Genomic DNA, 20,688 nt, shown 5'->3' with positions numbered 1-20,688 from the left:
ACGAATGGAGCCACTTCTAGACAGATATCGCAATCGGGTTGTTAGGTTAATTTGGCAGCGACATCGGCCAGCCCGATTCTAAGATCGTCCCATACCTGGTCGGCCGTATCTTTCAACGCCAGCCAGCCATATTTGCCGGATTCTTCCAGCTCTTTCAGTTTTTCTTCAGCCGCTTGTTGCTTGGCGCGCAGGACATCCAGCTCTTCGATGTAGCTCGTTTTCAACAGTGCCGCAGCATTCTCGGCTTTTGCGGTCAAATGGTCGACCTCGGCGCTCCATTCTTTAAGCTGAGTCGCCAAGATTTCGATGTACTCGTTTTTGGTTTTCATGTGTGTCTCGTTGGTGATACTTGTAGGGATGGCAGTATCAGGAGCCATGCGCCGGCGCGGGACGGCCTAAAGCGCTGGCGGCAATTTAGCGGCCGCGGGTAACGGCGTCCGTACGCTAACCCACATATGCCAAACTTAACGATCCGGCCAAGCAAACCCCAACGCCGCCCGGTGTTTGCCGTCGACGGCTACGGATTTACGAATCGTCTGCCCTTCATGATCGGCGCTAACCCGATAGCGGCCGGGCTTGAGCTTGGCAAACAGAATCGGGCCTGCGGATACGGTATCCAGCACTATCCGGCCATTGCCGTCGCTAATCCTGACGCTTACGCCGCTGAAATACTCGCCGCTATCCTGACTGGAAAACAACAAGCTCAGGTTGTAATCGGTGCGGACGTTATTTAGCGCCGCCCGCTCTTCGATACCGACACCGCCGCTGATAAAACCGACGTCGCCCTGGTTCTCTTCCTCAAGTGAAGATGCACCGGCGCCGGCCGAGATGCAGTGCAAAAACCACGCAATCATCAAAGCGGTATATCGTTTTTTCATCTTCATCATTCCTCGCTACTTGGCGAGACTTGAAAAACTAAGTTCGCCTTCATCAATTCAGGCAGCGGCTGAACCTGCCGATTGCCCAACGTTCCGGGTGGCCGAATTTGAGCCCGCTAGCGCGTCGCGATATTGCCGTTGGCATCTGACAGGATAATGTCGACCCGCCGATTCAATTGCCTGCTGGCGGCTGTGTTGTTGTCGGCAACCGGATAATCCTCGCCATAACCGCGGGTTCTGACCCGGTCACTGCTGACACCGGAGTCCACCAGAGCGGTCCGTACCGAATAGGCTCGGCGCTCCGATAAGTCCTGATTCAGGTCGGCACTGCCCCTGGAGTCGGTATAACCTTCGACCAACACCTTGTAATCGGGATATTGCTTCAGAAAATCGGCCAGTTTGTCGATGTTACGCAGGCCGCCGGATTGCAATTGCGCCTTGTTGCTGCGGAATAACACGTCGCCCAAGGTGATTACCAGACCGCGCGCGGTTTGCTTGGCGTTCAGTTCGTTGATCAAAATGTCCTGTTGGGCGATCAAGGCCTGGTCGCGCTGGCTATTGGCGCCGGCTATCGCCAATTCGCCGGCTTGCCTGTCTACGGTTTGTTGGCTGATCGCCACTTGGCGTTTGGCAGCATCGGCTTCGGCGGTACGCGCGTCGAGACGTACTTGGTTGCGTTTGCCCTCGGCGTTATTCACGGCGGTTTCCGCCGTTTTGCGCTTGGCCGTTGCCTGTGCAATGGCCACTTGTTGGGTGGCGATATAGGCCAGATGGGTAACGGATTCGTCCTCGTCATCTTCGGCGTAGGCGCGGTCGGCTTTTTTGAGCGTGTCGTCCGCCTGCTTCATTTCCAACTCCGCCAGCGTTCCCACTTCGGAATTGATTCGGGCGTTGTTGTAACTGTTGTGGGCATCGATCAAAGATGCATTGGGCACGGTGGTGCAGCCGGATATTATGGCTGCGGCGATCAGCGTATGCGGAAAAATTCGGTAGATTTGCATATTGAACTCCATTGAGGAAATTATTGAGCTTTGCGGTCGATTTCTTCGCGCAGGACGCGATTGCTTTCCTGCAGCTCGCGCGCCGCTTTTTGAGCCTTTGCCGCCCGCGCGGTCGCCGCAGCCAGTTGAGCGTCGACTTGGGCCTGTTCCGCTAATTGCCTGGCTTGCAAATAGTCTTTCTGGGACATCGCACGTTCGGCGGCATCCAATTTCTGCACGGCGGCCCGCAACGGTATCGGCGCATACTCGTTACCTCCGGCGCTACTGGCACTATTGACCGCCGCTTTGGACACGGCCATTTGTTCGGTCGGAGCCGGTATACTGGCGCAGCCGGCCGCGAATAGCGCAGTGGCCAAACCGATGCCGTATATGGTCCGAGACGGTAGAGGGTGTTTAATGATTGTCATGATTTTTTGTCCTGTGCGTTAAACATCGAATGCCACCGCAGCCCGGCCTTGCCGCCTATCCCGTTGCGGTCGATTGCCGTAAAGTCGCTGAAATTTTTCAAGCTCCAACCCGAGACGGATGTTAGGATTAGCAGAGAATTGGCCTAGGTAAGCGTCGGGGTCGATTAGACGCCTTTGTGCGATGCAACACAGTTCGTTAACGCACATAGGCCCGTCCTGGCGGGCGATAAGGATCCGCTTGGTAACAACTTGGATGTCGATATGTCGACCTGGAGAAACTGCGGTATGAACTTAAAATGGGATGGAATCGAGCGGCGCAAGTCGCTGAGAGAAAAAGCCGAAGCCATGGTATCCAGTGTCTCGCCACCAGCGTCAATGAATATCCAGCCGGCGGAAATGTTGCTGCACGAACTGTTGGTGCACAAAATCGAACTGGAAATGCAGAACGATGAGCTGCAACGAACCCACCAGGCTCTGACAGAATCCCGAGATCGCTATAAGGACCTTTACGAGTTCGCCCCGGCCGGCTACCTCATCATCGATGCCGAAGATCAAATCAGCGAAATCAATCTGGCTGGCGCCGCGTTGTTCGGGGCAAATCGCGATCGCTTGCACTTGGCGCGCTTCTCCAGGTTTGTCGCCGCAGATTACCGCGACCACTGGTACCGCCAGTTTCGGCAAATGATGGATTCGGCCGACGCCGAAGGCTTGGCGTTCGATCTGGAATTACTGCACCAAGACGGGTCGGTGTTTTATGCCCATCTCGACTGCCGGCGTCGGGAATTTACCGATACGCAACCTATGCTGCTGGTGTTTCTAACCCAAATCGGCAAGCGTTGAACGTCTGCTGCCGGACCGGTTTTATGGTAGAAGCGACTCCCCTTCCTTCGAATACAGGCTTTCGATCAAGCGCCGTTCCTCGTTAGTCAGCGATATGCGGGAAACTGTTTGCGCAGGGCGAGCCTGCCCGGCAACGTGCGCCAAACGCCGCTCGCAGTTGCGCCTGTCTCCTATGCGCGTATTTCGACTGCGCCGGTCGGATTTCGGCCAGGCCAGATAAGCGTTTTCGATATTTTCCAGCCACTGCGGCGAAGCAAATGGATAGGGAATTTGCCGCCTATCGGCCAGGCGACGGCTAGACGCCGAGCGGCGCGGTTTTGAGCGCGAATCATGGGTATTCATCCCCGTTGCTCCTGTCGGTGCCAAGTCTATCGGTGCCCCGGAACCGGCAATCCGGCGGCATCACCCTACCCGCTCATGCCGCTGGTTCTTCGTGCCCGGCCATTTCGATAGCGGGCCAAAGCCCATAGCGGGAAAACCTTGTCGTAGCCATGGTACTTCAGGTAAAAAAACTTCGGAAACCCCGGCGCGTTGAAACAGTCGTCGTGCCAGAATCCGTCCGCCTGCTGGCCTTTTAGCAGATAATTCACGCCGCCGGCCACTTCCGGACAATCGGTTTCCCCGGCCGCCAGCAAAGCCATCACCGCCAACGCGGTGTGGAACGCGGTGCTACTGTCGAATACGCCGCGGACCCAGGGCCGATGGTAGCTGAGATTGCCTTCACCCCAGCCGCCGTCGGCGCGTTGCCTGGACTTTAACCAGGTTACGGCTTTGCGCACGCTGGCGTCGTTTGCGGCAACGCCAGCGGCGGCAAAACCCAGCAAAACCGACCAAGTGCCGTATAGGTAATTGGTACCCCAGCGCCCGAACCAGGAACCATCGGCCTCCTGCTCCTTACGCAGATAAGCGATGCAACTCTCGATCACTTCGCGGTATTCCAACTGCTCTACATCCAGTTTACCCAACAGCATGACGCAACGGGCGCTAACATCCGCCGTTGGCGGATCCAGTAAAGCGCCGTGATCGGCAAACGGGATCTGATTTAAATAGTAATGGTTGTTGTCGGCATCGAAAGCGCCATAACCGCCATTGCTTGATTGCATGCCGGCGATCCAGTGCGCTGCGCGCCGGATATTTTCGGCAAACGCCGGCGTATCGGCTTGCAGCATCGCATAGGCCACCACTGCGGTATCGTCGACATCCGGATAATGACTGTTGCCGAACTGAAAAGCCCAACCGCCGCCGGCCAGCCCAGGGCGTTGCACACGCCAATCCCCCGGTTCGTCGCATAACTGTTTGGCCGCCAGCCAACTCAGGGCCGACTGGGTGGCTTGCCGGCAGCAGGCCTCGGCGTTTTGCTGATCGGCCTCCTGCAAAGCCAGTACCGCCAGACCGGTATCCCAAATCGGCGATACGCAAGGCTGGCAGTAGGCGATATCGCCTTTCACCACCAGCAATCTATCGATGGCGGCTCGGGCGGTTTGCCGTTGGGCGTCGTCAGGCGGAACGCCGAGAAGGTCCATCGCTTCGTAAGCGTTGACCATTGCGGTGAAAATAGCCCCCAATCCGTCATAGCCGTTCAATCGGGCCATATACCAGTCCGCAGCCCTGACCGTGGCCTTACGTCGGACAAAGTCGGGTATCAACGGCTCGAGGCACCGGCCAAGCCGATCCAGCACCAGAATGGCCTTGCCTAACGGCGTTTTAACGTGGGAGAAATAGTGCTTTTCTTGATCGGGCGCAGTGATGAAGAGCTCCGCACAGCCGATTTTACGCGGATTGCGCGCCTTCACTCGGTATGTACATAGTACAGAAAGCGGCACCATCACCGTACGCGACCAATACGAGACTTTGTCGATATGAAACGGAAACCACTTCGGCAACAGCATGATTTCCACCGGAAGAAACGGTACGGCGCGCCACGGGATTTGCTCGAACATCGCCAGCATGATGCGGGTAAACACATTGGCCTTCGCTGCGCCACCCTGCCTCAAGATCCAGACGCGGGCTTTCAGCATATGGGCCGAATCCGCAGCGTCACCGGCCAGTTTCAGCGCGTAATAGACTTTAACGGTGCAACTCAAATCGCCGGCGCCGCCTTTGTATAACGGATAACTGCCGTCCGCGCCGGCCTGGCTGCGCAGGAAGTTGGCAATTTTAGCTTGTAGCGCCGTATCGATCTCGGCCATATGATGCATCATCATGATGTACTCGGCCGGAATCGTGCAATCGGCTTCCAGCTCGAACACCCAATAACCGGCCGGGTTTTGCAGCTTCAACAACTGCGCCTTGGCCATCGCAATCGCCCTATCCAGATTTACCGGCGCCGCGCGGGCAGCGCTGCAGTCAAAATCCACACCGGCCAGCGATGAATTTTCTGTTAGCATGATTTTAATTCTCTGATTTCACCCGTGCGATAAGGCCTGCGGGCCTCCGACTCGGCGCGAAGACATTCAAAAAAAACGCCGCAACTCACATAGGTTGCGGCGACAGTTGGCACACATGGTCTTGGAGATTGCCTGAAACTTGAACATCAATGCTTGGAAGTTACAAAACTGCAGCTTAAATGCCGACAGCATTGCGGTCTGTACGCTATCGCACATAAGCCGCCTATTCGATAGGCCGGCACTACCATTTCTGCGCCCGTCGCTCTGTTCCTTAACGCACAGAGCGGAAATGCACGGCCTATTACAATGGGGCTACACTGGCCGTTATTGCTGGAGCGGATCTAATTTTTTTGATAACTACCAGGGCAGCAAATGAGCGATCTCGACAATCCGCAACTCAACCATTTGCTAAATGCGTTGCCGACTGCCGAATACCAACGGCTGTTACCGCATCTGGAACGCGTGGACATGCCGCTGGGAGAAGTGATTTACGAATCCGGCGGCGAATTGCGCTACGTCTATTTTCCCGCCACCTGCATCATATCCTTGCTGTACGTGATGGAGAACGGCGCGTCGGCGGAAATCGCCGTCGTCGGCAACGACGGCATGATCGGCGTGGCATTGTTTATGGGCGGCGGCAGCATGCCGAATCGGGCCGTGGTGCAAAGTGCCGGACATGCCTATCGTTTGCGTGGACAACTGTTGATGCAGGAATTCAACCGCTACGAAGTGATGTTGCATTTATTGCTGCGTTATACCCAGGCCCTGATCACGCAAATGGCGCAAACCGCGGTATGCAACCGGCACCATTCGGTAGACCAGCAACTATGCCGCTGGCTGCTATTGAGTCTGGACCGGCTGCCAAGCAACGAATTGGCGATGACACAAGAATTGATCGCCAACATGTTGGGCGTACGCCGGGAGGGCGTTACCGAGGCGGCCGGCAAATTGCAGCAGGCCGGTTTGATTCATTACAGCCGCGGCCGAATTACGGTGCTGGACCGGCCCGGCCTGGAAGCGCGGGTCTGCGAGTGCTATCACGTGGTCAAAGCCGAATCCGACAGGCTGCTGCCCCCTCCCCCAGAGCAATAAACTCAAGCGTCAAACGCCGTAAGTCGATTTGGTCGTCGCGCCGCTCGGCATCGACGGTTCGGGTACCGAATCCGTCGATAGCCGTATAACCGGAGCCCATAAAAAAGCCGGCTGTTGCCCGCTTCAAGGGTGTGACTCATCATTCTGCCGCCTATTTGCTGGTTTCGGCGAGTGCTGGCCGGATTCCGGATGTTGGATTACCGTTCCTGTTTCATTTCAACGATGCCTTGCTCAAGCTCGGCCATGCCTTCATCCAATTTACCGGCTTTGGCGGCTTTGATGGCGGCCTTCAGCTTGGCGTTAGCCCGTTGCAACCGAATGGAAATGCCTTGCTCATTTTGGACTTTTAACGCCTCCCAAGCGACGGTTGCACTGTCGATAAAGGCTTTGGTGTCGCCGGTCTTGCCTGTTTCCAAGGCATTGTTGGACAGGGTGATCAGGTTGGTAAAGTTTTCGTTCATCGGACTGCCGGCGGCATGCGCGCTCAGCGAAACCCACGACAAAACCAATGCCATCAAAAAGTATCTAGTTTTCATAAATCTACCTGGTGTATGTATTTTAAATGCGCAAAATGCCGAATTTCGGTGGCCGACTGAAAGCTTCTCAAGATATCGCATAGTGCTCTATAACCGGGACGTCAAAACTGAAACGCACTCGTGCGAATGCACAATGCGCGCGTTTACATCCCCGGTTGCCCGATGATTCCACCGGAGCTGAAGCGAGGTTACGGCAATAACCGGCTCCGGTCTGTACGCTAAAGCACATAGCCCATTCCACACCCGGCGCGGGCTAAGCCTGCGGCAGGCGAAGCACGGCCAACGTGCGCTAACATACAGACAGCGCAAGTCCGGCGCTATAGTCTCGCTGCCAGGCCGGTGGACGCAGCGTTGCCGGCACCCAGCGCGGGAGTGGCGATTAACCTCCCTCCGGATGCTATTCCCCCCGCAGGATTTCCTTAAAACTACGCCGGAGAACGCCCGTGCCGTCCATCCCAGCCGCGCCTGTGGCCAATCGTCTGCTGGCCGCGTTGCCCGATAACGATCGCCAACATTTGCTGGAACACTGCGAACCGGTCGAACTGGCCTTTTGCCAAGTGTTATACCTGAACGGCGCCCGGATACCGCATGTGTATTTCCCGACCAGCAGTTTTATTTCGCTGGTCACGCCAACCGATGGCGATACCGGTTTGGAAGTCGGTTTGATCGGCAACGAAGGCATGCTGGGTATCACGCTGATATTGGGCGTCGATATCGCGCCGTTTCAAGCACTGGTGCAAGGAGCCGGCTCCGCACTGCGTATAGGAACACCGCTATTTATGCGGGAATTGGCGCGGAGCGGAGCGTTACAGACAGAATTGAAACGCTATTTGTACGTTTCGATGAGTCAACTCGCGCAAACGGCGGCCTGCAATCGTTACCATCAGGTAGAACCCAGATTGGCGCGTTGGCTGTTGATGACGCATGACCGCGCGCACGCCGATACATTTCACGTCACCCATATTTTTCTGGCTTATATTTTAGGGGTGCGGAGGGTCGGGATTACCAAGGCCGCGCTCTCGTTGCAGGAGCAAAAGTTGATCCGCTATCGGCGCGGCGATATTACGATTCTGGATCGCCGCGGCCTGGAAGCCGCGGCTTGCGGCTGTTATAAAACAGAGCGAGAAACCTACGAACGAATCTTGGGTTGCAAATGAAGCCCAGCCTTCGCCGTTTTTTGACGGCGTCCGCCAAGCGGCTGCATAGAAGGCCTAACTCAGATCCTGCAAGGACTTATCGGCGGACAAATTCGTCCAACCGATAACGATTCGATAGATCAGCAGCAGCAAGGTCGGAATCAACACAATCAAGCTGAGTTGCGTGTCCATCATCAACAACAAACCGGACAAAGCAAAACCCGCCAACGTCACCCAGACGGTTTTGATCTGCCAATTAAAATGCGACTCCAGCCAGGTACCTTTGACATTGCTGCGATAGAAAAAATTAATCGCTACCCCGATTAGCAAAGGTAATCCCGCAAAGGCAAAGGTCAATACCTGGCATAAGTAAACCGTTGCCGTCAGCTTTTTCAGTGCGGCGAAATCTTCGGTGGGTTTTTCGTTTGTAATTGTCGTGTTCATGATTACTTACCTCTCTGGTAAAAAATAAATTCGGGGTTTAGGGACTCGATCGCCCTGCGGAGCGTCGCTGAGCTTGGCCAAACTCAGCTTCGGACTCTAATCTCGAAAAATCACGGCGTCTGTACGCCAACGAACGATAAACTTGACATCAACAACTAAAAACAATGGTCTCTCAAAATACGCCACATCGCATCAGTACGCCGGCGCACGGACTTAGTGGCCCATTCTGGTTAGACTGTGCGGCGTCAGGCGCAGCCTGTAAATGGCACTCTGTCAATTGCCGCGGCATCCCTAATTTGTAGGAATCGGTTGGCCTCCGTCGGCGTGATAAAGCTGACGAAGTAAGAGCGATGGTGGATGCCGGGCAACTGTAATCATTTTCCCGAACAGTTGCGACGATGTAGCAAGGCCTGATGTCACATCAAGTCCATCACTGATTCCTAGCAATTGCCACCGTTACAATCGACCAAGCGATGAAAATAACCAACGATAAAAATAAGGCTGACAGCGCATGTTGGTGGCTGCAATCGGCCTCGCAACTCAGGACCGCACGCGCTAACGATAGGGACGGATTATCCAGCAGCGAAGCGAAAGCCAAGTTGGCCGAATTCGGTCCCAACCTGTTTCGCGATCGCCAACAACAATCCTTGCTGCTGCAATTTCTGGCTCGCTTCAAAAACCCGCTGGTGATCCTGTTATTGGTCGCCAGCGCTATATCCGCATTCATCGGCGAGATCACCAACTTTGTGATTATCAGCGTGATGGTGCTGCTCAGCGTGACCTTGGATTTTGTCCAGGAACACCGGGCTGGCAAGGCTGCGGAAAGCCTGCGCCATTCGGTTTCAGTTAAAGCTCGAGTGATGCGTGACGGCAAGCCCATCGATGTGCCTGTAGCCGACGTGGTGCCCGGCGACGTTGCCCTGCTCTCGGCGGGCGATATGGTACCGGCGGACGGCTTGTTAATGGAAGCCTGCGATCTGTTCGTCAAGCAGGCGCTATTGACCGGGGAAGCCTACCCTATCGAAAAACATCCCGGCGAATTGCCGGCAGACGCCACCGAGTTGCAGGACGCCAGCAATGCGGTATTCATGGGCACCACCGTCATCAGCGGCAGCGCCACGATGCGGGTGATCAAAACCGGCACCGGCACCGCGATCGGCGCGATTGCGGACAGCCTGACCCGGCAATCGCCGCCGACGTCCTTTGAGGTCGGTACGCATCGATTCGGTTTACTCATCATGCGGCTGACCGTGTTGCTGGTCATGTTCGTGTTGTTGGTCAATGCCTATCTGGGCAAGCCCTGGCTGGAATCGTTTCTGTTTGCCGTGGCGCTGGCGGTGGGATTGACGCCGGAACTGCTGCCGATGGTGGTATCGGTGACGCTATCGCGCGGTGCAATGCACATGGCCGAAAAGCGGGTGATCGTCAAACGCCTGGCAGCCATCCAAAATCTAGGTTCGATGGACGTGTTGTGTACCGACAAAACCGGCACCTTGACCGAGGCCAAGATCAAACTGGAACAACATATCGATCCGCAAGGCCAGCCCAGCGAGCGGGTGCTGGAGCTGGCTTATCTGAACAGTTTCTTTGAGACCGGCCTGAAAAGCCCACTGGATGAAGCGATTCTGGCGCACGAAAATATCGACGTCAGCGCCTGGCAAAAGATAGACGAAGTGCCGTTCGATTTCGAGCGGCGGCGGGTATCGGTGCTGCTGGATAAAGGCAACGGCCGCTTGCTGGTGGTGAAAGGCGCCTCCGAAGAAATCATCACCCTCTGCACCCGCTACGAACAGCAAGGCAGCGACGCGCAACTGCCGCTCGATCCGGTCAGTCGAGCCCGTATCCACGAGCAACATAATGCCTTGGAACGGGAAGGCTTTCGGGTGTTGGGCATCGCCTGGCGCGAAGTGCCCATGGATCATCCGCACGCGGTGGTCGGCGATGAAAGCGAGCTGGTGTTTGCCGGTTTTGCCGGCTTCCTCGATCCGCCCAAACAAAGCGCCGGCGCGGCTTTGGCTGCTCTGAAAGATAGCGGCGTGACGGTGAAGATCGTCACCGGCGACAGCGATTTGGTGACTCAGCATGTCTGCGCGCAATTGAATATACCGGTGACAGATGTGCTGACCGGCAAGGATATAGAGGCAATGGATGACCATGCTTTGCGCATCCGCGTCGAAAAGGCCAATCTGTTCTGCCGGGTCAATCCGGCGCAGAAAAATCGGGTCATCCTGGCCTTAAAGGCGCACGGCCACGTGGTCGGTTATCTGGGCGACGGCATCAACGACGCGCCGTCGCTGCATTCGGCGGATGTGGGGTTGTCGGTGGACTCGGCGGTGGACGTGGCCAAGGAAGCCGCCGATATGATTTTGCTGGATCAGGATTTACACGTGCTACACGACGGCGTGCTGGAAGGCCGGCGCACCTTCGGCAATATTCTGAAATACATCATGATGGGCACCAGTTCCAACTTCGGCAATATGTTCAGTATGGCCGGGGCGGCTTTGTTCCTGCCCTTCTTGCCGATGCTGCCGACGCAGATTCTGCTCAACAACATTCTGTATGACATCTCCGAAATGCCGATTCCATTGGATCAGGTCGATCCGGAAGAGCTGCGCAAACCGCGCACATTGGATATAAACTTCATCCGCAATTTCATGCTGGTGATCGGCCCGATCAGTTCCGCGTTCGATTTTTTGACCTTTTATATCTTGTTAACGGTATTGAAAGCCGACGAAGCCCTATTCCAAACCGGCTGGTTCGTCGAATCGCTGTGCACCCAAGTCCTGGTGATTTTCATCATCCGCACCCGCGGCAATCCGTTCAAAAGCCGGGCACATCCAGTGCTAATCGCCACCTCGCTGTCGATTACGTTGATCGGCGCCGTCCTACCCTTTACGCCGCTGGCGCACTATTTCGGCTTTGTGTCGCCGCCGGCCTGGTTTTATCTCATCTTAGCGGTAATGGCGGCGTCGTATCTGATCGGGGTACAGCTGGTCAAAACGGTCTTTTACAACTGGCATCAAGCATACGGGAAGCGAAATCGATCCGGCCATCGCTTGATCTGATACACGAAACTAGGCTGGTGTTGCGGCAGTAGCGCGATCGTTGGCGGCGACTAGCATACCCGGCAATCGAATCAGGCTGTTTCGTGTCCGATTCCGCACTTGGCGTTCTGGTCGATGACAGGCGCGGCTTTTTCGTCGGTATTGCCGACAATTTGCTCAACCGATTCCGTTCGAATTTCCTTGGAGCAATGCGTATTCGTATCGCATCCATCGATTTGGTCCAGGCAACCGAGTCCCTAAAAACTTCGCTAATGTCATTAAACAAGGTTAGCAAAGCGCTTGACCCAAAAGTCAATATGTTCGTCAGCGTACCGACCGTGTCGGTTGGAGCAGATAGAGTAGCCACAAGTTTGCGGAGTGTCCGGTCAAACTACAAACCTACCGATCCTTTAACCAATGGTGAACAGTATGAAAACGTTAATCCCTTATGTGGCGGCGTCTTTGCTAAGCGCAACACTCTTAAGTCCGGCCTACGCGGCAGACGCAGTACAAAAACAAAAAGAACTGGTCGAAAAACAAAAGGAACTCGGCAAAAAACAGGATGAAGTCGACGAGAAACAGGCCGAAGTCAACCAGGCAAATAAGGAAGAATCTATTGAACGCGCCGAGGAAGCTAACAGATCAATGCAACAGGTAAGCCGCGCCAGCAAAATTACCGGTGCCAAGGTTAAAAACACTACCGATGAAAATCTCGGCGACATCAAAGACTTGGTGATCGATCCGGCAACGGGTCAAGTCGTATATGCGGTGGTTTCCTTCGGCGGAGTAATGGGCATGGGGGACAAGCTGTTTGCCATCCCCTGGAGAGCGCTACATTGGACGAGTCCCAAAGATTACTACGTCCTTGACCTGGACAAAGACACCTTAAAGAAAGCGCCGGGCTTTGACAAAAAACACTGGCCGGAAAACTCAGCCAAGTGGGAAGACCAACGCGAGGCGGTCAGTCAGTTCTATCGCGTGGCCCCCTGAGCAAACATCTCAAAGGCGGGGCTTGTTTGTAATGTTTGACGACGCACCGACGCAATCCAGCAAGTCCCATATAGTCAAGCCCGCAACACTGTTCTAAAAGACAAATCCTTATCCATGGATGCGCATAACGCCAAAATCATTACCCGCAATGGCGTTGTGACTTTGCGCGGCCCCGTCGCAACGACTGACGAAAGCATAAAACTGCAAAAAATCTGCCGGGAAACGGCCGGTGTCGTGCAGGTAGACAATCAACTTGAAACTAAAGCGCCTTAAAGGCGTGGGAGTATGTAATGACTAAATCCGTATTTTGTATCGCTCAAACTATCGAGCAAACCGAGAGCATTGTGAACCAGTTGAAGGCTGCCGGCTTTGCCAGCAACGATATTTCCGTATTGCTGCCGGATAAAAATACCACGAAGGATTTTGCCCATGAAAAACACACCAAAGCCCCGGAAGGCGCGGCGCTTGGCGGAACGGTAGGCATGGGCACCGGCGCCGTATTAGGCTGGTTGGCCGGTATTGGCAGCCTGGCTATCCCTGGTTTGGGCCCGTTTATCGCCGCCGGTCCGATTATGGCCAGCTTGAGCGGCGCCGCATTGGGGGCGGCGGCCGGTGGATTGACAGGCGCATTGATCGGTGTCGGCATTCCGGAATACGAAGCCGTGCGCTACGAAGGCAAAATCAAGGGTGGCGGCATTTTGATCTCGGTGCACGCCGGCAGCAGCGAGGCGATTGACCAGATCAAGGAAATTTTCGGCCACGCGCATGCCGAGGATATCTCTTACACCGATGAAGCCTCGGTACCGGCTTAACTTATACGTCACTCAACAAAGCAATCGAAAACTTGCCATGCACAATATCGAAGCGATCGACAAATTGCTCATAACCGAATTAGGCGCCGCAGCAACTTATCGGCAGATGTTCGAAGCTTTTCGGAAAGACGGCAATTTCACGGAGATGGCCCCTTTAATCGCCATTTACCGGGGCCATAAAAACGCCATCTCCGATTTGCAAGCCCAAATTCGCGAACTGGGCGGCAAGCCTGCCGATCACTCAGGCGTCTGGCAGGCGTGGGTAAAACGAGTTCAAGGCGCCAATAGGTTAACGACGCAAGCGGCTCTCGACATTTTGCAGCAAGGCGAAAAACACGCTGCAGAATGTTATTTGCAGGTACTCAGAAACGCCGAACTGCCCCTGTCGATTCGCTGCTTAATTGAATGGAAGTTACTGCTTATTCAAATATCGCATACCCGAATTTTAGATCGGCTGGTGCCGGCCGACATCGGCTAAAACGCTTGCCGTAATCACCCATTGGACATCGGCCGAGCAATGTGTGTTGACGTACCGACTGCGGCCAATATCCCGAGTATGGTTTGCTCCGAGCATCGAAAAGCTCATTAACCTGCACCGCCAATATAAACACCACCGGGAGTCATCATGAACAAAGATCAAGTCACAGGCCGCGTCGAACAGACCAAAGGCAAAGTCAAAGAAGTCACCGGCAAGCTATTGGACAACGAAGAAATGGAACTTGAAGGCAGCATCCAGAAAAATGCCGGCAAAATCCAGTCCGGCTTTGGCGATATTAAAAACGATATCAAAAAAGCCACTGAAGACTGACCGCGCCGGAAAACCGTATCCAACTGCTCAAAGGCGACATCATGAAATCGATTCAGAACAAACGTCCCATTTTATCGGCCGGCATATTGAGCGTGTTTTGCTCGTTTGGCACCTTCGCCGCGGACCATGAACACAACAGCCCGATGAACCAAGATCAGGTAAAAGGCAGGGTCGAAGAAACCAAAGGCAAGGTCAAGGAAGTGACCGGCAAAATACTCGACGACAAAGGTATGGAAGTGGAAGGTAATATCCAAAAAAATCTCGGCAAAGCACAAAAGGGCTATGGCGATATCAAGCAGGATATTAAGGAAGGTAAATAAGGAAAAGCAGCTAGTTTGCCGACCGATCGCCTCCCCCCCCTTGGCGTGTCCGTTCGCTGGCTAGCTGCCCCCCACAACTGTTCGCAGCATTTTGCGTTACTAAGGCGGCGTGGATACCAGTAGTTACTAACCGGGTCCTTGAATATCGTCGCTCCCGCGAAGGCGGGAGTCCAGTTTCTAAAATCGATTCCCGCTTTTGCGGGAATGACGGAACCTGGGTATTTAGGGGGCCGGATTAATCAGATTCGTTGCCTATCGACACAAACATCCGGCTGCTAACCGTAACAGCCGGCACATTTGCCATAGATATTCGGTACTTGGGCAAATTGCCCTATTCAACGGAGAACGCCATGCATCAAATAACCCAATCGGAACATGCAACGCAAGCGTGTATTGCCGCATGCAGCCTTTGCCACCAGATTTGTCTGCACACTGCGATGAACCATTGCCTGGAAACGGGCGGGAAACATGTCAAAGCCAAACATTTGCGACTGATGCTGAACTGCGCCGAGATCTGCCAGACTTTGGCAAATTTCCAGCTGACCGGATCGCATTTTTTGCATCGCCTGCACGAAGTTTGCGCAGAGATTTGCGAAGCCTGTGCGCTGGAATGCGACGAGATCGGCGATATGAAGGATTGCGTTGTGGCTTGCCAACATTGCGCCGACAGTTGCCGGCAAATGCTCAGCATTCAACATTAACCGATCTTTAACGTCGATGCGCCCTGGATATCTATTCGCAGCCGCCGTTATTTCGGCAGCAGTGTCGGCCTGCGCGATAGCCATACAACCGAATCCGCAAGTACCCGCATCCGGGTCGGACAGCCACGCCGCCCAACGATCTTTATTCGGAAAAATCGATTGCCGCATCAGTATGAATCGGGTTTTCTGCTGAGCAACCAACCAGGTCGACTCGCGCGCGAGCCAAGGAGAAAGCATCATGAACATCATTCTCACCGAAGACGGCACGAACATTTACTACAAAGACTGGGGACAGGGCCCGACCGTGGTATTTAGTCATGGCTGGCCGCTCACCGCCGATGCCTGGGAAAAGCAAATGGTCTATCTGGCAGCAAACGGCTACCGCTGCATTGCCTACGATAGACGCGGACATGGGCGTTCCAGCCAGCCATCGATAGGCAACGACATGGACACCTATGCCGACGACTTGGCAGCGCTCATCGAAAACCTGGAGCTAAGCGACATCGCCTTGGTAGGCCATTCGACCGGCGGCGGCGAGATAACGAGATACATTGGCCGCCACGGTTGCCAGCGAGTTAAGCGGGTAGTGCTGATAGGTTCCGTTACGCCGCTGATGCTTAAAACCGACGAGACCCCGGTCGGGCTACCGATCTCGGTATTTGACGACATTCGCAGCGGCGTTTCCGCCGATCGTTCGCAATTTTATAAAAACCTCGCCTCTCCGTTCTACGGCGCCAACCGCCCCGACACGAAGATTAGCGAAGGGGTACGCGAGGCGTTCTGGTTACAGGGCATGCAAGGGGGCCTGCTAAACCAGCTTGAATGCATCAAGGCTTTCTCGGAAACCGATTTTTCCGACGACCTGAAAAAATTCGAGATTCCGACCTTGGTTATCCACGGCGACGACGATCAAATCGTGCCGATAGCGGCTTCCGCGCTTGCCGCAACGACACTCATAAAGAACGCAATACTGAAAATTTACCCCGGCGGATCGCACGGCTTGACCGACACCCACAAAGACCAACTCAATAGCGATCTACTTGCGTTTCTAAAAACCTCCGCCGAGTAATGCACGGCAACGCGGCTAATCCGTTGGGTTCGCCACGAAAATACATTCACATATCACAAGCATAAAATATTCTTATACTTCGATATTTATTCATCGTGAATGTGTGGCGACGTACCGACACAAACTCGACTTAACAGTATCCTAAAACTCCGGAATAAGGTATTGAACGACAAATTATTCGATACCTTGTTTATAGAAAACAATAAATCGTTAATAGCTGCAGGTCTTTTGCCAAACACCCTCCATTATTAATGAAATCGCAGTAAATATTCATCCAGATGGCAGCGTATCAAGCCGCCATTCAGATCGAAGAGACTATTATGTATAAGCCTGTTTTTTGTATCTGCCAAGACCTCGGCCAAACAATGACTATCGTAAATAATCTTAAATTAGCGGGGTTTGCAAACAATGAAATATCTTTGCTATTTTCGGACACCTTGAACCCGTCGATCTTCCCGCAAAATGCCATTGAAAGCGGCAATAGTGCTGCGAAAGATAGCGGCAACCAGGAATGGTTCAACAGAGCCGAAAGTCTGGAGATTCAGGGCCTTGGCCGCTTCATTGCCGGCGGCCCGGTTAGAGTCGAATTATGCCGCACTCCTGATAAAGGCTGCGCGGAAGACTTAACTACCGCCCTGATTGGCGTCGGTATTCCAGCGCATCACGCCGGACACTACCAAGAAAAAATCAAGGCCGGATACATTTTGGTCGCGGTCAATACCGCAAGGGTTGCGACGAGGGATGCCGCAAACGCTATTTTCCTGCAAGCCAATGCCGCGGACATTTCTTCATCCGAGGAAGTATCGGCCTTTATTTGATAGGCCTTTGCCATAGCTCCCCACACCTCCACACATAGGATTTTTTATGCACAGCATTGATACGATAGACAATTTACTCATCGACGAACTGGCCGCTGCTGAGACTTACTGCCAGGTCTTAAAGCAATTGCGGGAAAACGCCTCGCTAGGCGAAACCGAATCGCTATTGCCGATTTACCAAGACCATAAAACCGCCGTATCCAGCCTACGTATGCAAATCCGCGAGTTAGGCGGTACGCCGGTGAAAGGTTCCGGAGTTTGGGGTTCTTGGGCAAAATTGATCCAAGGCGGCGCCCATGCTCTCGGTAAGCAAGCCACGCTAAAAGTACTGCAGGAAGGCGAAAAGCGCGGTCTGGCAGATTATGAACAGGCGCTGCAGGACCAGGAGCTCGGCACTCAAATTCGCAGCTTGATCGAACATAAGCTTGTGCCTGCCCAACACGCCCATATCGCCACGCTGGAGAAAATGATGAGTTCGATGGCCGCTTAGCGTTACTCGAATACAGCCTGACACCCCGTCGTTTAATCCGACAACAACGGCATTGCCAAGATCGATGCCGTTGCGACTGAATCAAGGAGTTCGTCAACATGCTTACCACTGTTCCCGATGTCATCTTCAAAACCCGCGTTCGCGACGAAAGTATTGGCGGCGAGAATCCGTTTCGCTGGCAAGATGTCAGTAGCGACGAAATTTTCAAAGGCAAATCCATCGTAATTTTCGCGCTACCCGGCGCATACACGCCCACTTGCTCGAACAAGCATCTGCCGGGCTTTGATGCCAAATACCAGGAACTGGTCTCCCATGGCATCAATGAAGTCTATTGCCTGAGCGTCAACGATGCTTTTGTGATGTACCAATGGGGCCAACATCTAAACATCGCCAACGTGAAAATGCTACCGGACGGCAACGGCGAATTTACCGCAGCGATGGGCATGGTGGTGAAAAAATACAATGTCGGTTTCGGTAACCGCTCCTGGCGGTATTCCATGCTGGTCGAAGACAAAAATATTGTGAAAATATTCAGCGAACCCGGCCAAAGCGACGATTGCCCGGACGATCCGTTTACGGTGAGCGATGTGGATACGCTGTTGGCCTATTTGCCGCAACGAAAATTTGTCTAAACCTGCCAAGGACTGTCCGTGACTGACTATGACTACGATCTATTCGTTGTGGGTGCCGGCTCCGGCGGCGTAAGGGCCGCGAATCTGGCCGCCAATCAAGGCGCGCGGGTTGCCGTCGCCGAGGTCCGCCATTTTGGCGGCACCTGCGTCAACTTGGGCTGCGTACCGAAAAAACTATTAGTCTACGCTGCGCAATTTAAAGACGACTTTGCCGCCGCGGCCGGTTTTGGCTGGACTCTGGACAATGCCTCCTTCGATTGGCCCAGCTTGATCGCCAACAAAAATCGGGAAGTCGAGCGCTTACGAGCCGTCTACCAACACCACTTGCAACAATCCCGAGTGACCATCTTCAACGGCAAAGTGCAATTGCTCGATGCCCACACAGTCGCGGTCGCCGGCGCGCAATCCACGGCCAAACGCATTTTGCTGGCCACCGGCGGTTGGCCGTTTGTGCCCGATATTGCCGGTAAAGAATACATCGTAACCTCCAACGACATGTTCTCACTGGACAAGTTACCGGAACGCATCGTGATTGTCGGCGGCGGCTATATTGCGGTCGAATTTGCCAGCATCCTGAATAGCCTGGGTGTGGATACCACCATTTGCCATCGCGAACCAAAACTGTTGGCAGGATTTGACGAGGATATTCGCGATTTTCTAGCGACAGCCCTGCGCAAACAAGGCATCGAGATCCTGTTTGATTGCGATGTGCAATCGATCGCAGCAGCTGGCGACGCCTATAACGTTCGCTTGCTGGACGGCAATACCATGGTTACCGATCTGGTGATGTATGCCACCGGCAGAACGCCCAATTCGCGCGGATTCGGCTTGGAACAACTTGGCGTGGCACTGGACGATAACGGCGCGATCATCGTCGATAGCCACTACCAAACCAATCTGCCGTCAATCTATGCACTGGGGGACGTCACCGACCGGGTCAACCTGACGCCGGTAGCGATAGCCGAAGGCGAAGCGCTGGTGAATAGTTTATATGCCATGCAACAGCGACCGGTGGATTACGCCAACATCCCCACGGCGGTGTTTTGCCAACCCAATATCGCCAGCGTCGGTTTAACCGAAGCTAAAGCGCGGCAACAATATACCGACATCGATATTTATAAAACCGAATTCAAGCCGCTCAAAAACACACTGTCGGGCAAGGATGAAAACACGTTGATGAAAATGGTCGTGGACCATGCCACCGGCAAGGTTATCGGTCTGCACATGGTGGGTGCCGATGCTCCGGAAATTATCCAGGGCATGGCTGTTGCCATGCGTGCCGGAGCGACTAAAGCCTTGTTCGATTCGACTATCGGCATCCACCCGACCGCCGCGGAAGAGTTTGTTACTCTGCAGCAAGTCGGGACCTAAAAAGGACCGCCCAAGCTTTACCGGGCAAAAGCCAAACCAGCCTGCGTAACGCGGCCGATCCGGGACCAATGTCGTTAAGTTAAGGATGGCAGGAGCGGGCCATGATCGCGATCAAGCGCCTTCAGTCTGGTATTCCGAGATAATTTACGCGTAAATTTAATAGTTTTCATATTAGCTCAAGGTTTAACAGGTTGGTGAAAAACTCTTTTTTGGCGTTGAATGAATCTATATTTAGTGCCGATGAAGCTATTTTCCTACTAAATATTGGTTCGATTGAGCAAAATTAGCGTCTCAAATATGGTTTTTCACCAACCTGTTAATGGTTTTATTAATCGTTTTTAAATGCCTTATTAATTCTTTTCATGCCGCATCATCAAAACAGGTATTGGCATGAAAATAATTTTATAAGGCTGGCATGATTATAACCGCCAACGATTGCTCTATTCAGTTCGGCGCACCACATAGCCATTCCTATTTCGATTTAATATCAAGATCCCAATAGCCACGGACAAAAAATATTATTTAAAAATCTTAAGGAACCTCTGATTAATTTCCCGCGAGCGATATAATTCAGCAATAGCCCGGATTTCGAGATGACGCCCATGGAACAGTATCAACAGCTCAGTTTTGCCGATGTCGAATACGCCAATAAAGGCAAACTCACCCGGCGGGAGAAGTTTCTGAACCAACTCGAAGAATTGTTGCCCTGGTCAGTCATGCGAGCGGTGATTGAACCGCATTACGCATCAGGCCAAGGACGTGGTCGCAGGCCGTTTGCCTTGAATGCCATGCTGCATGTGCACGTGGCCCAGATTGTCTACAACTACTCCGATCCCGGCATGGAAGACGCGCTGTACGAGATTGAGTCCCTGCGGCACTTTTGCGGTATTCGTCTGGAAGCGGTGCCCGATG

25 protein-coding genes are annotated in these 20,688 nt (G+C 53.8%); 16 read left to right on the top strand and 9 right to left on the bottom strand.

Annotation, left to right across the window (positions count from 1 at the left end):
• Positions 1 to 41: 41 nt before the first annotated feature.
• From C2U68_RS20450 to C2U68_RS20435, 4 genes are all read right to left on the bottom strand, one after another.
• Positions 42 to 329, bottom strand: a complete 288-nt coding sequence (locus C2U68_RS20450; protein ID WP_140914323.1) for a hypothetical protein — start codon at positions 327 to 329, stop codon at positions 42 to 44.
• A 135-nt stretch (positions 330 to 464) separates the two neighbouring features.
• The gene (locus tag C2U68_RS20445) at positions 465 to 878 is read right to left on the bottom strand and encodes a carboxypeptidase regulatory-like domain-containing protein (protein ID WP_140914322.1); all 414 of its coding nucleotides are present in this window, start codon (positions 876 to 878) and stop codon (positions 465 to 467) included.
• Positions 879 to 994: 116 nt separating this feature from the next.
• Positions 995 to 1,879, bottom strand: a complete 885-nt coding sequence (locus tag C2U68_RS20440) for an OmpA family protein (protein ID WP_140914321.1) — start codon at positions 1,877 to 1,879, stop codon at positions 995 to 997.
• Positions 1,880 to 1,899: 20 nt separating this feature from the next.
• Positions 1,900 to 2,286: a DUF4398 domain-containing protein gene (locus C2U68_RS20435; RefSeq protein WP_140914320.1), complete on the bottom strand. Its 387-nt coding sequence runs from the start codon at positions 2,284 to 2,286 to the stop codon at positions 1,900 to 1,902.
• Between the two features lie 285 nt (positions 2,287 to 2,571).
• Here C2U68_RS20435 and C2U68_RS20430 point away from each other — a divergent pair, with 285 nt between their 5' ends.
• The gene (locus tag C2U68_RS20430; RefSeq protein ID WP_140914319.1) at positions 2,572 to 3,126 is read left to right on the top strand and encodes a PAS domain S-box protein; all 555 of its coding nucleotides are present in this window, start codon (positions 2,572 to 2,574) and stop codon (positions 3,124 to 3,126) included.
• A 21-nt stretch (positions 3,127 to 3,147) separates the two neighbouring features.
• On the opposite strand, the gene C2U68_RS20425 is transcribed toward C2U68_RS20430, so the two are convergent.
• A complete protein-coding gene (locus C2U68_RS20425; RefSeq protein WP_140914318.1) occupies positions 3,148 to 3,468 on the bottom strand; it encodes a hypothetical protein in 321 nt (106 codons plus the stop codon).
• A 65-nt stretch (positions 3,469 to 3,533) separates the two neighbouring features.
• Positions 3,534 to 5,513 carry a squalene--hopene cyclase gene (gene shc, locus C2U68_RS20420; RefSeq protein ID WP_140914317.1) on the bottom strand — a complete coding sequence of 660 codons (1,980 nt, stop codon included), beginning with the start codon at positions 5,511 to 5,513 and terminating at the stop codon, positions 3,534 to 3,536.
• A 372-nt stretch (positions 5,514 to 5,885) separates the two neighbouring features.
• Between shc and C2U68_RS20415 the strand changes: the two genes are divergently transcribed.
• Complete coding sequence (locus tag C2U68_RS20415) at positions 5,886 to 6,605, top strand: Crp/Fnr family transcriptional regulator (RefSeq protein ID WP_140914316.1); 720 nt, start codon at positions 5,886 to 5,888, stop codon at positions 6,603 to 6,605.
• 197 nt (positions 6,606 to 6,802) lie between these two features.
• Here C2U68_RS20415 and C2U68_RS20410 read toward each other — a convergent pair whose 3' ends face one another.
• Positions 6,803 to 7,141, bottom strand: a complete 339-nt coding sequence (locus C2U68_RS20410; protein ID WP_140914315.1) for a hypothetical protein — start codon at positions 7,139 to 7,141, stop codon at positions 6,803 to 6,805.
• Between the two features lie 443 nt (positions 7,142 to 7,584).
• On the opposite strand from C2U68_RS20410, the gene C2U68_RS20405 reads away from it, so the two are divergent.
• Positions 7,585 to 8,298 (top strand): Crp/Fnr family transcriptional regulator, encoded by a 714-nt coding sequence (locus C2U68_RS20405; RefSeq protein ID WP_140914314.1) that lies wholly within the window; start codon positions 7,585 to 7,587, stop codon positions 8,296 to 8,298.
• A 54-nt stretch (positions 8,299 to 8,352) separates the two neighbouring features.
• Here the strand turns inward: C2U68_RS20405 and C2U68_RS20400 are convergent, their stop codons facing one another.
• Positions 8,353 to 8,721, bottom strand: coding sequence for a DUF4870 family protein (locus tag C2U68_RS20400; protein ID WP_140914313.1), 369 nt, complete (start codon positions 8,719 to 8,721; stop codon positions 8,353 to 8,355).
• A 473-nt stretch (positions 8,722 to 9,194) separates the two neighbouring features.
• Between C2U68_RS20400 and mgtA the strand changes: the two genes are divergently transcribed.
• The 7 genes from mgtA to C2U68_RS21690 all read left to right on the top strand — a co-directional run bounded on the left by mgtA (position 9,195) and on the right by C2U68_RS21690 (position 14,695).
• Positions 9,195 to 11,786 (top strand): magnesium-translocating P-type ATPase, encoded by a 2,592-nt coding sequence (gene mgtA / locus C2U68_RS20395; protein ID WP_140914312.1) that lies wholly within the window; start codon positions 9,195 to 9,197, stop codon positions 11,784 to 11,786.
• Between the two features lie 408 nt (positions 11,787 to 12,194).
• On the top strand, positions 12,195 to 12,755 hold the full coding sequence (locus C2U68_RS20390) for a PRC-barrel domain-containing protein (protein ID WP_140914311.1): 561 nt from the start codon (positions 12,195 to 12,197) through the stop codon (positions 12,753 to 12,755).
• A gap of 54 nt (positions 12,756 to 12,809) precedes the next feature.
• Positions 12,810 to 13,028: a BON domain-containing protein gene (locus C2U68_RS20385; protein WP_260839428.1), complete on the top strand. Its 219-nt coding sequence runs from the start codon at positions 12,810 to 12,812 to the stop codon at positions 13,026 to 13,028.
• A gap of 17 nt (positions 13,029 to 13,045) precedes the next feature.
• Complete coding sequence (locus C2U68_RS20380; RefSeq protein WP_140914309.1) at positions 13,046 to 13,567, top strand: hypothetical protein; 522 nt, start codon at positions 13,046 to 13,048, stop codon at positions 13,565 to 13,567.
• A 37-nt stretch (positions 13,568 to 13,604) separates the two neighbouring features.
• Positions 13,605 to 14,045 (top strand): DUF2383 domain-containing protein, encoded by a 441-nt coding sequence (locus tag C2U68_RS20375; RefSeq protein WP_140914308.1) that lies wholly within the window; start codon positions 13,605 to 13,607, stop codon positions 14,043 to 14,045.
• A 147-nt stretch (positions 14,046 to 14,192) separates the two neighbouring features.
• Positions 14,193 to 14,375 (top strand): CsbD family protein, encoded by a 183-nt coding sequence (locus tag C2U68_RS20370; protein WP_140914307.1) that lies wholly within the window; start codon positions 14,193 to 14,195, stop codon positions 14,373 to 14,375.
• Positions 14,376 to 14,416: 41 nt separating this feature from the next.
• Entirely contained in the window at positions 14,417 to 14,695 is a 279-nt protein-coding gene (locus C2U68_RS21690; RefSeq protein ID WP_140914306.1) for a CsbD family protein, read from the top strand.
• A 335-nt stretch (positions 14,696 to 15,030) separates the two neighbouring features.
• Here C2U68_RS21690 and C2U68_RS21360 read toward each other — a convergent pair whose 3' ends face one another.
• The gene (locus C2U68_RS21360) at positions 15,031 to 15,642 is read right to left on the bottom strand and encodes a hypothetical protein (RefSeq protein ID WP_186289692.1); all 612 of its coding nucleotides are present in this window, start codon (positions 15,640 to 15,642) and stop codon (positions 15,031 to 15,033) included.
• On the opposite strand from C2U68_RS21360, the gene C2U68_RS20355 reads away from it, so the two are divergent.
• The 6 genes from C2U68_RS20355 to C2U68_RS20330 all read left to right on the top strand — a co-directional run.
• Positions 15,635 to 16,465: an alpha/beta fold hydrolase gene (locus tag C2U68_RS20355; protein ID WP_140914304.1), complete on the top strand. Its 831-nt coding sequence runs from the start codon at positions 15,635 to 15,637 to the stop codon at positions 16,463 to 16,465. The genes C2U68_RS21360 and C2U68_RS20355 overlap by 8 nt on opposite strands.
• A 278-nt stretch (positions 16,466 to 16,743) precedes the next feature.
• On the top strand, positions 16,744 to 17,283 hold the full coding sequence (locus tag C2U68_RS20350; RefSeq protein WP_140914303.1) for a hypothetical protein: 540 nt from the start codon (positions 16,744 to 16,746) through the stop codon (positions 17,281 to 17,283).
• Positions 17,284 to 17,329: 46 nt separating this feature from the next.
• Positions 17,330 to 17,773, top strand: a complete 444-nt coding sequence (locus tag C2U68_RS20345; RefSeq protein WP_140914302.1) for a DUF2383 domain-containing protein — start codon at positions 17,330 to 17,332, stop codon at positions 17,771 to 17,773.
• 98 nt (positions 17,774 to 17,871) lie between these two features.
• On the top strand, positions 17,872 to 18,405 hold the full coding sequence (locus tag C2U68_RS20340) for a peroxiredoxin (protein ID WP_140914301.1): 534 nt from the start codon (positions 17,872 to 17,874) through the stop codon (positions 18,403 to 18,405).
• Positions 18,406 to 18,423: 18 nt separating this feature from the next.
• Positions 18,424 to 19,776 carry a glutathione-disulfide reductase gene (gene gorA / locus C2U68_RS20335; RefSeq protein ID WP_140914300.1) on the top strand — a complete coding sequence of 451 codons (1,353 nt, stop codon included), beginning with the start codon at positions 18,424 to 18,426 and terminating at the stop codon, positions 19,774 to 19,776.
• Between the two features lie 593 nt (positions 19,777 to 20,369).
• Positions 20,370 to 20,688: transposase (locus C2U68_RS20330; protein ID WP_260839427.1), on the top strand; the 319-nt coding region annotated here is incomplete at its 3' end.

It is taken from the genome of Methylomonas koyamae (assembly GCF_006483455.1).
GTDB classification, from domain to species: domain Bacteria; phylum Pseudomonadota; class Gammaproteobacteria; order Methylococcales; family Methylomonadaceae; genus Methylomonas; species Methylomonas koyamae_B.
The sequence above is the reverse complement of the archived record's forward strand: the minus strand, read 5'-3'. Positions and strand labels throughout refer to the sequence as shown.

What these genes read in the sequence shown, in the direction of transcription:
- C2U68_RS20435 (WP_140914320.1), bottom strand. Translation starts at nt 2,286, where the DNA reads ATGACAATCATTAAACACCCTCTACCGTCTCGGACCATATACGGCATC.
- C2U68_RS20415 (WP_140914316.1), top strand. Translation starts at nt 5,886, where the DNA reads ATGAGCGATCTCGACAATCCGCAACTCAACCATTTGCTAAATGCGTTG.
- C2U68_RS20390 (WP_140914311.1), top strand. Translation starts at nt 12,195, where the DNA reads ATGAAAACGTTAATCCCTTATGTGGCGGCGTCTTTGCTAAGCGCAACA.
- C2U68_RS20340 (WP_140914301.1), top strand. Translation starts at nt 17,872, where the DNA reads ATGCTTACCACTGTTCCCGATGTCATCTTCAAAACCCGCGTTCGCGAC.
- C2U68_RS20400 (WP_140914313.1), bottom strand. Translation starts at nt 8,721, where the DNA reads ATGAACACGACAATTACAAACGAAAAACCCACCGAAGATTTCGCCGCA.
- C2U68_RS20445 (WP_140914322.1), bottom strand. Translation starts at nt 878, where the DNA reads ATGAAAAAACGATATACCGCTTTGATGATTGCGTGGTTTTTGCACTGC.
- C2U68_RS20440 (WP_140914321.1), bottom strand. Translation starts at nt 1,879, where the DNA reads ATGCAAATCTACCGAATTTTTCCGCATACGCTGATCGCCGCAGCCATA.
- C2U68_RS21690 (WP_140914306.1), top strand. Translation starts at nt 14,417, where the DNA reads ATGAAATCGATTCAGAACAAACGTCCCATTTTATCGGCCGGCATATTG.
- C2U68_RS20410 (WP_140914315.1), bottom strand. Translation starts at nt 7,141, where the DNA reads ATGAAAACTAGATACTTTTTGATGGCATTGGTTTTGTCGTGGGTTTCG.
- C2U68_RS20380 (WP_140914309.1), top strand. Translation starts at nt 13,046, where the DNA reads ATGACTAAATCCGTATTTTGTATCGCTCAAACTATCGAGCAAACCGAG.
- C2U68_RS20345 (WP_140914302.1), top strand. Translation starts at nt 17,330, where the DNA reads ATGCACAGCATTGATACGATAGACAATTTACTCATCGACGAACTGGCC.
- C2U68_RS21360 (WP_186289692.1), bottom strand. Translation starts at nt 15,642, where the DNA reads ATGTTCATGATGCTTTCTCCTTGGCTCGCGCGCGAGTCGACCTGGTTG.
- mgtA (WP_140914312.1), top strand. Translation starts at nt 9,195, where the DNA reads ATGAAAATAACCAACGATAAAAATAAGGCTGACAGCGCATGTTGGTGG.
- C2U68_RS20350 (WP_140914303.1), top strand. Translation starts at nt 16,744, where the DNA reads ATGGCAGCGTATCAAGCCGCCATTCAGATCGAAGAGACTATTATGTAT.
- shc (WP_140914317.1), bottom strand. Translation starts at nt 5,513, where the DNA reads ATGCTAACAGAAAATTCATCGCTGGCCGGTGTGGATTTTGACTGCAGC.
- C2U68_RS20430 (WP_140914319.1), top strand. Translation starts at nt 2,572, where the DNA reads ATGAACTTAAAATGGGATGGAATCGAGCGGCGCAAGTCGCTGAGAGAA.
- C2U68_RS20425 (WP_140914318.1), bottom strand. Translation starts at nt 3,468, where the DNA reads ATGAATACCCATGATTCGCGCTCAAAACCGCGCCGCTCGGCGTCTAGC.
- C2U68_RS20375 (WP_140914308.1), top strand. Translation starts at nt 13,605, where the DNA reads ATGCACAATATCGAAGCGATCGACAAATTGCTCATAACCGAATTAGGC.
- C2U68_RS20450 (WP_140914323.1), bottom strand. Translation starts at nt 329, where the DNA reads ATGAAAACCAAAAACGAGTACATCGAAATCTTGGCGACTCAGCTTAAA.
- C2U68_RS20370 (WP_140914307.1), top strand. Translation starts at nt 14,193, where the DNA reads ATGAACAAAGATCAAGTCACAGGCCGCGTCGAACAGACCAAAGGCAAA.
- C2U68_RS20355 (WP_140914304.1), top strand. Translation starts at nt 15,635, where the DNA reads ATGAACATCATTCTCACCGAAGACGGCACGAACATTTACTACAAAGAC.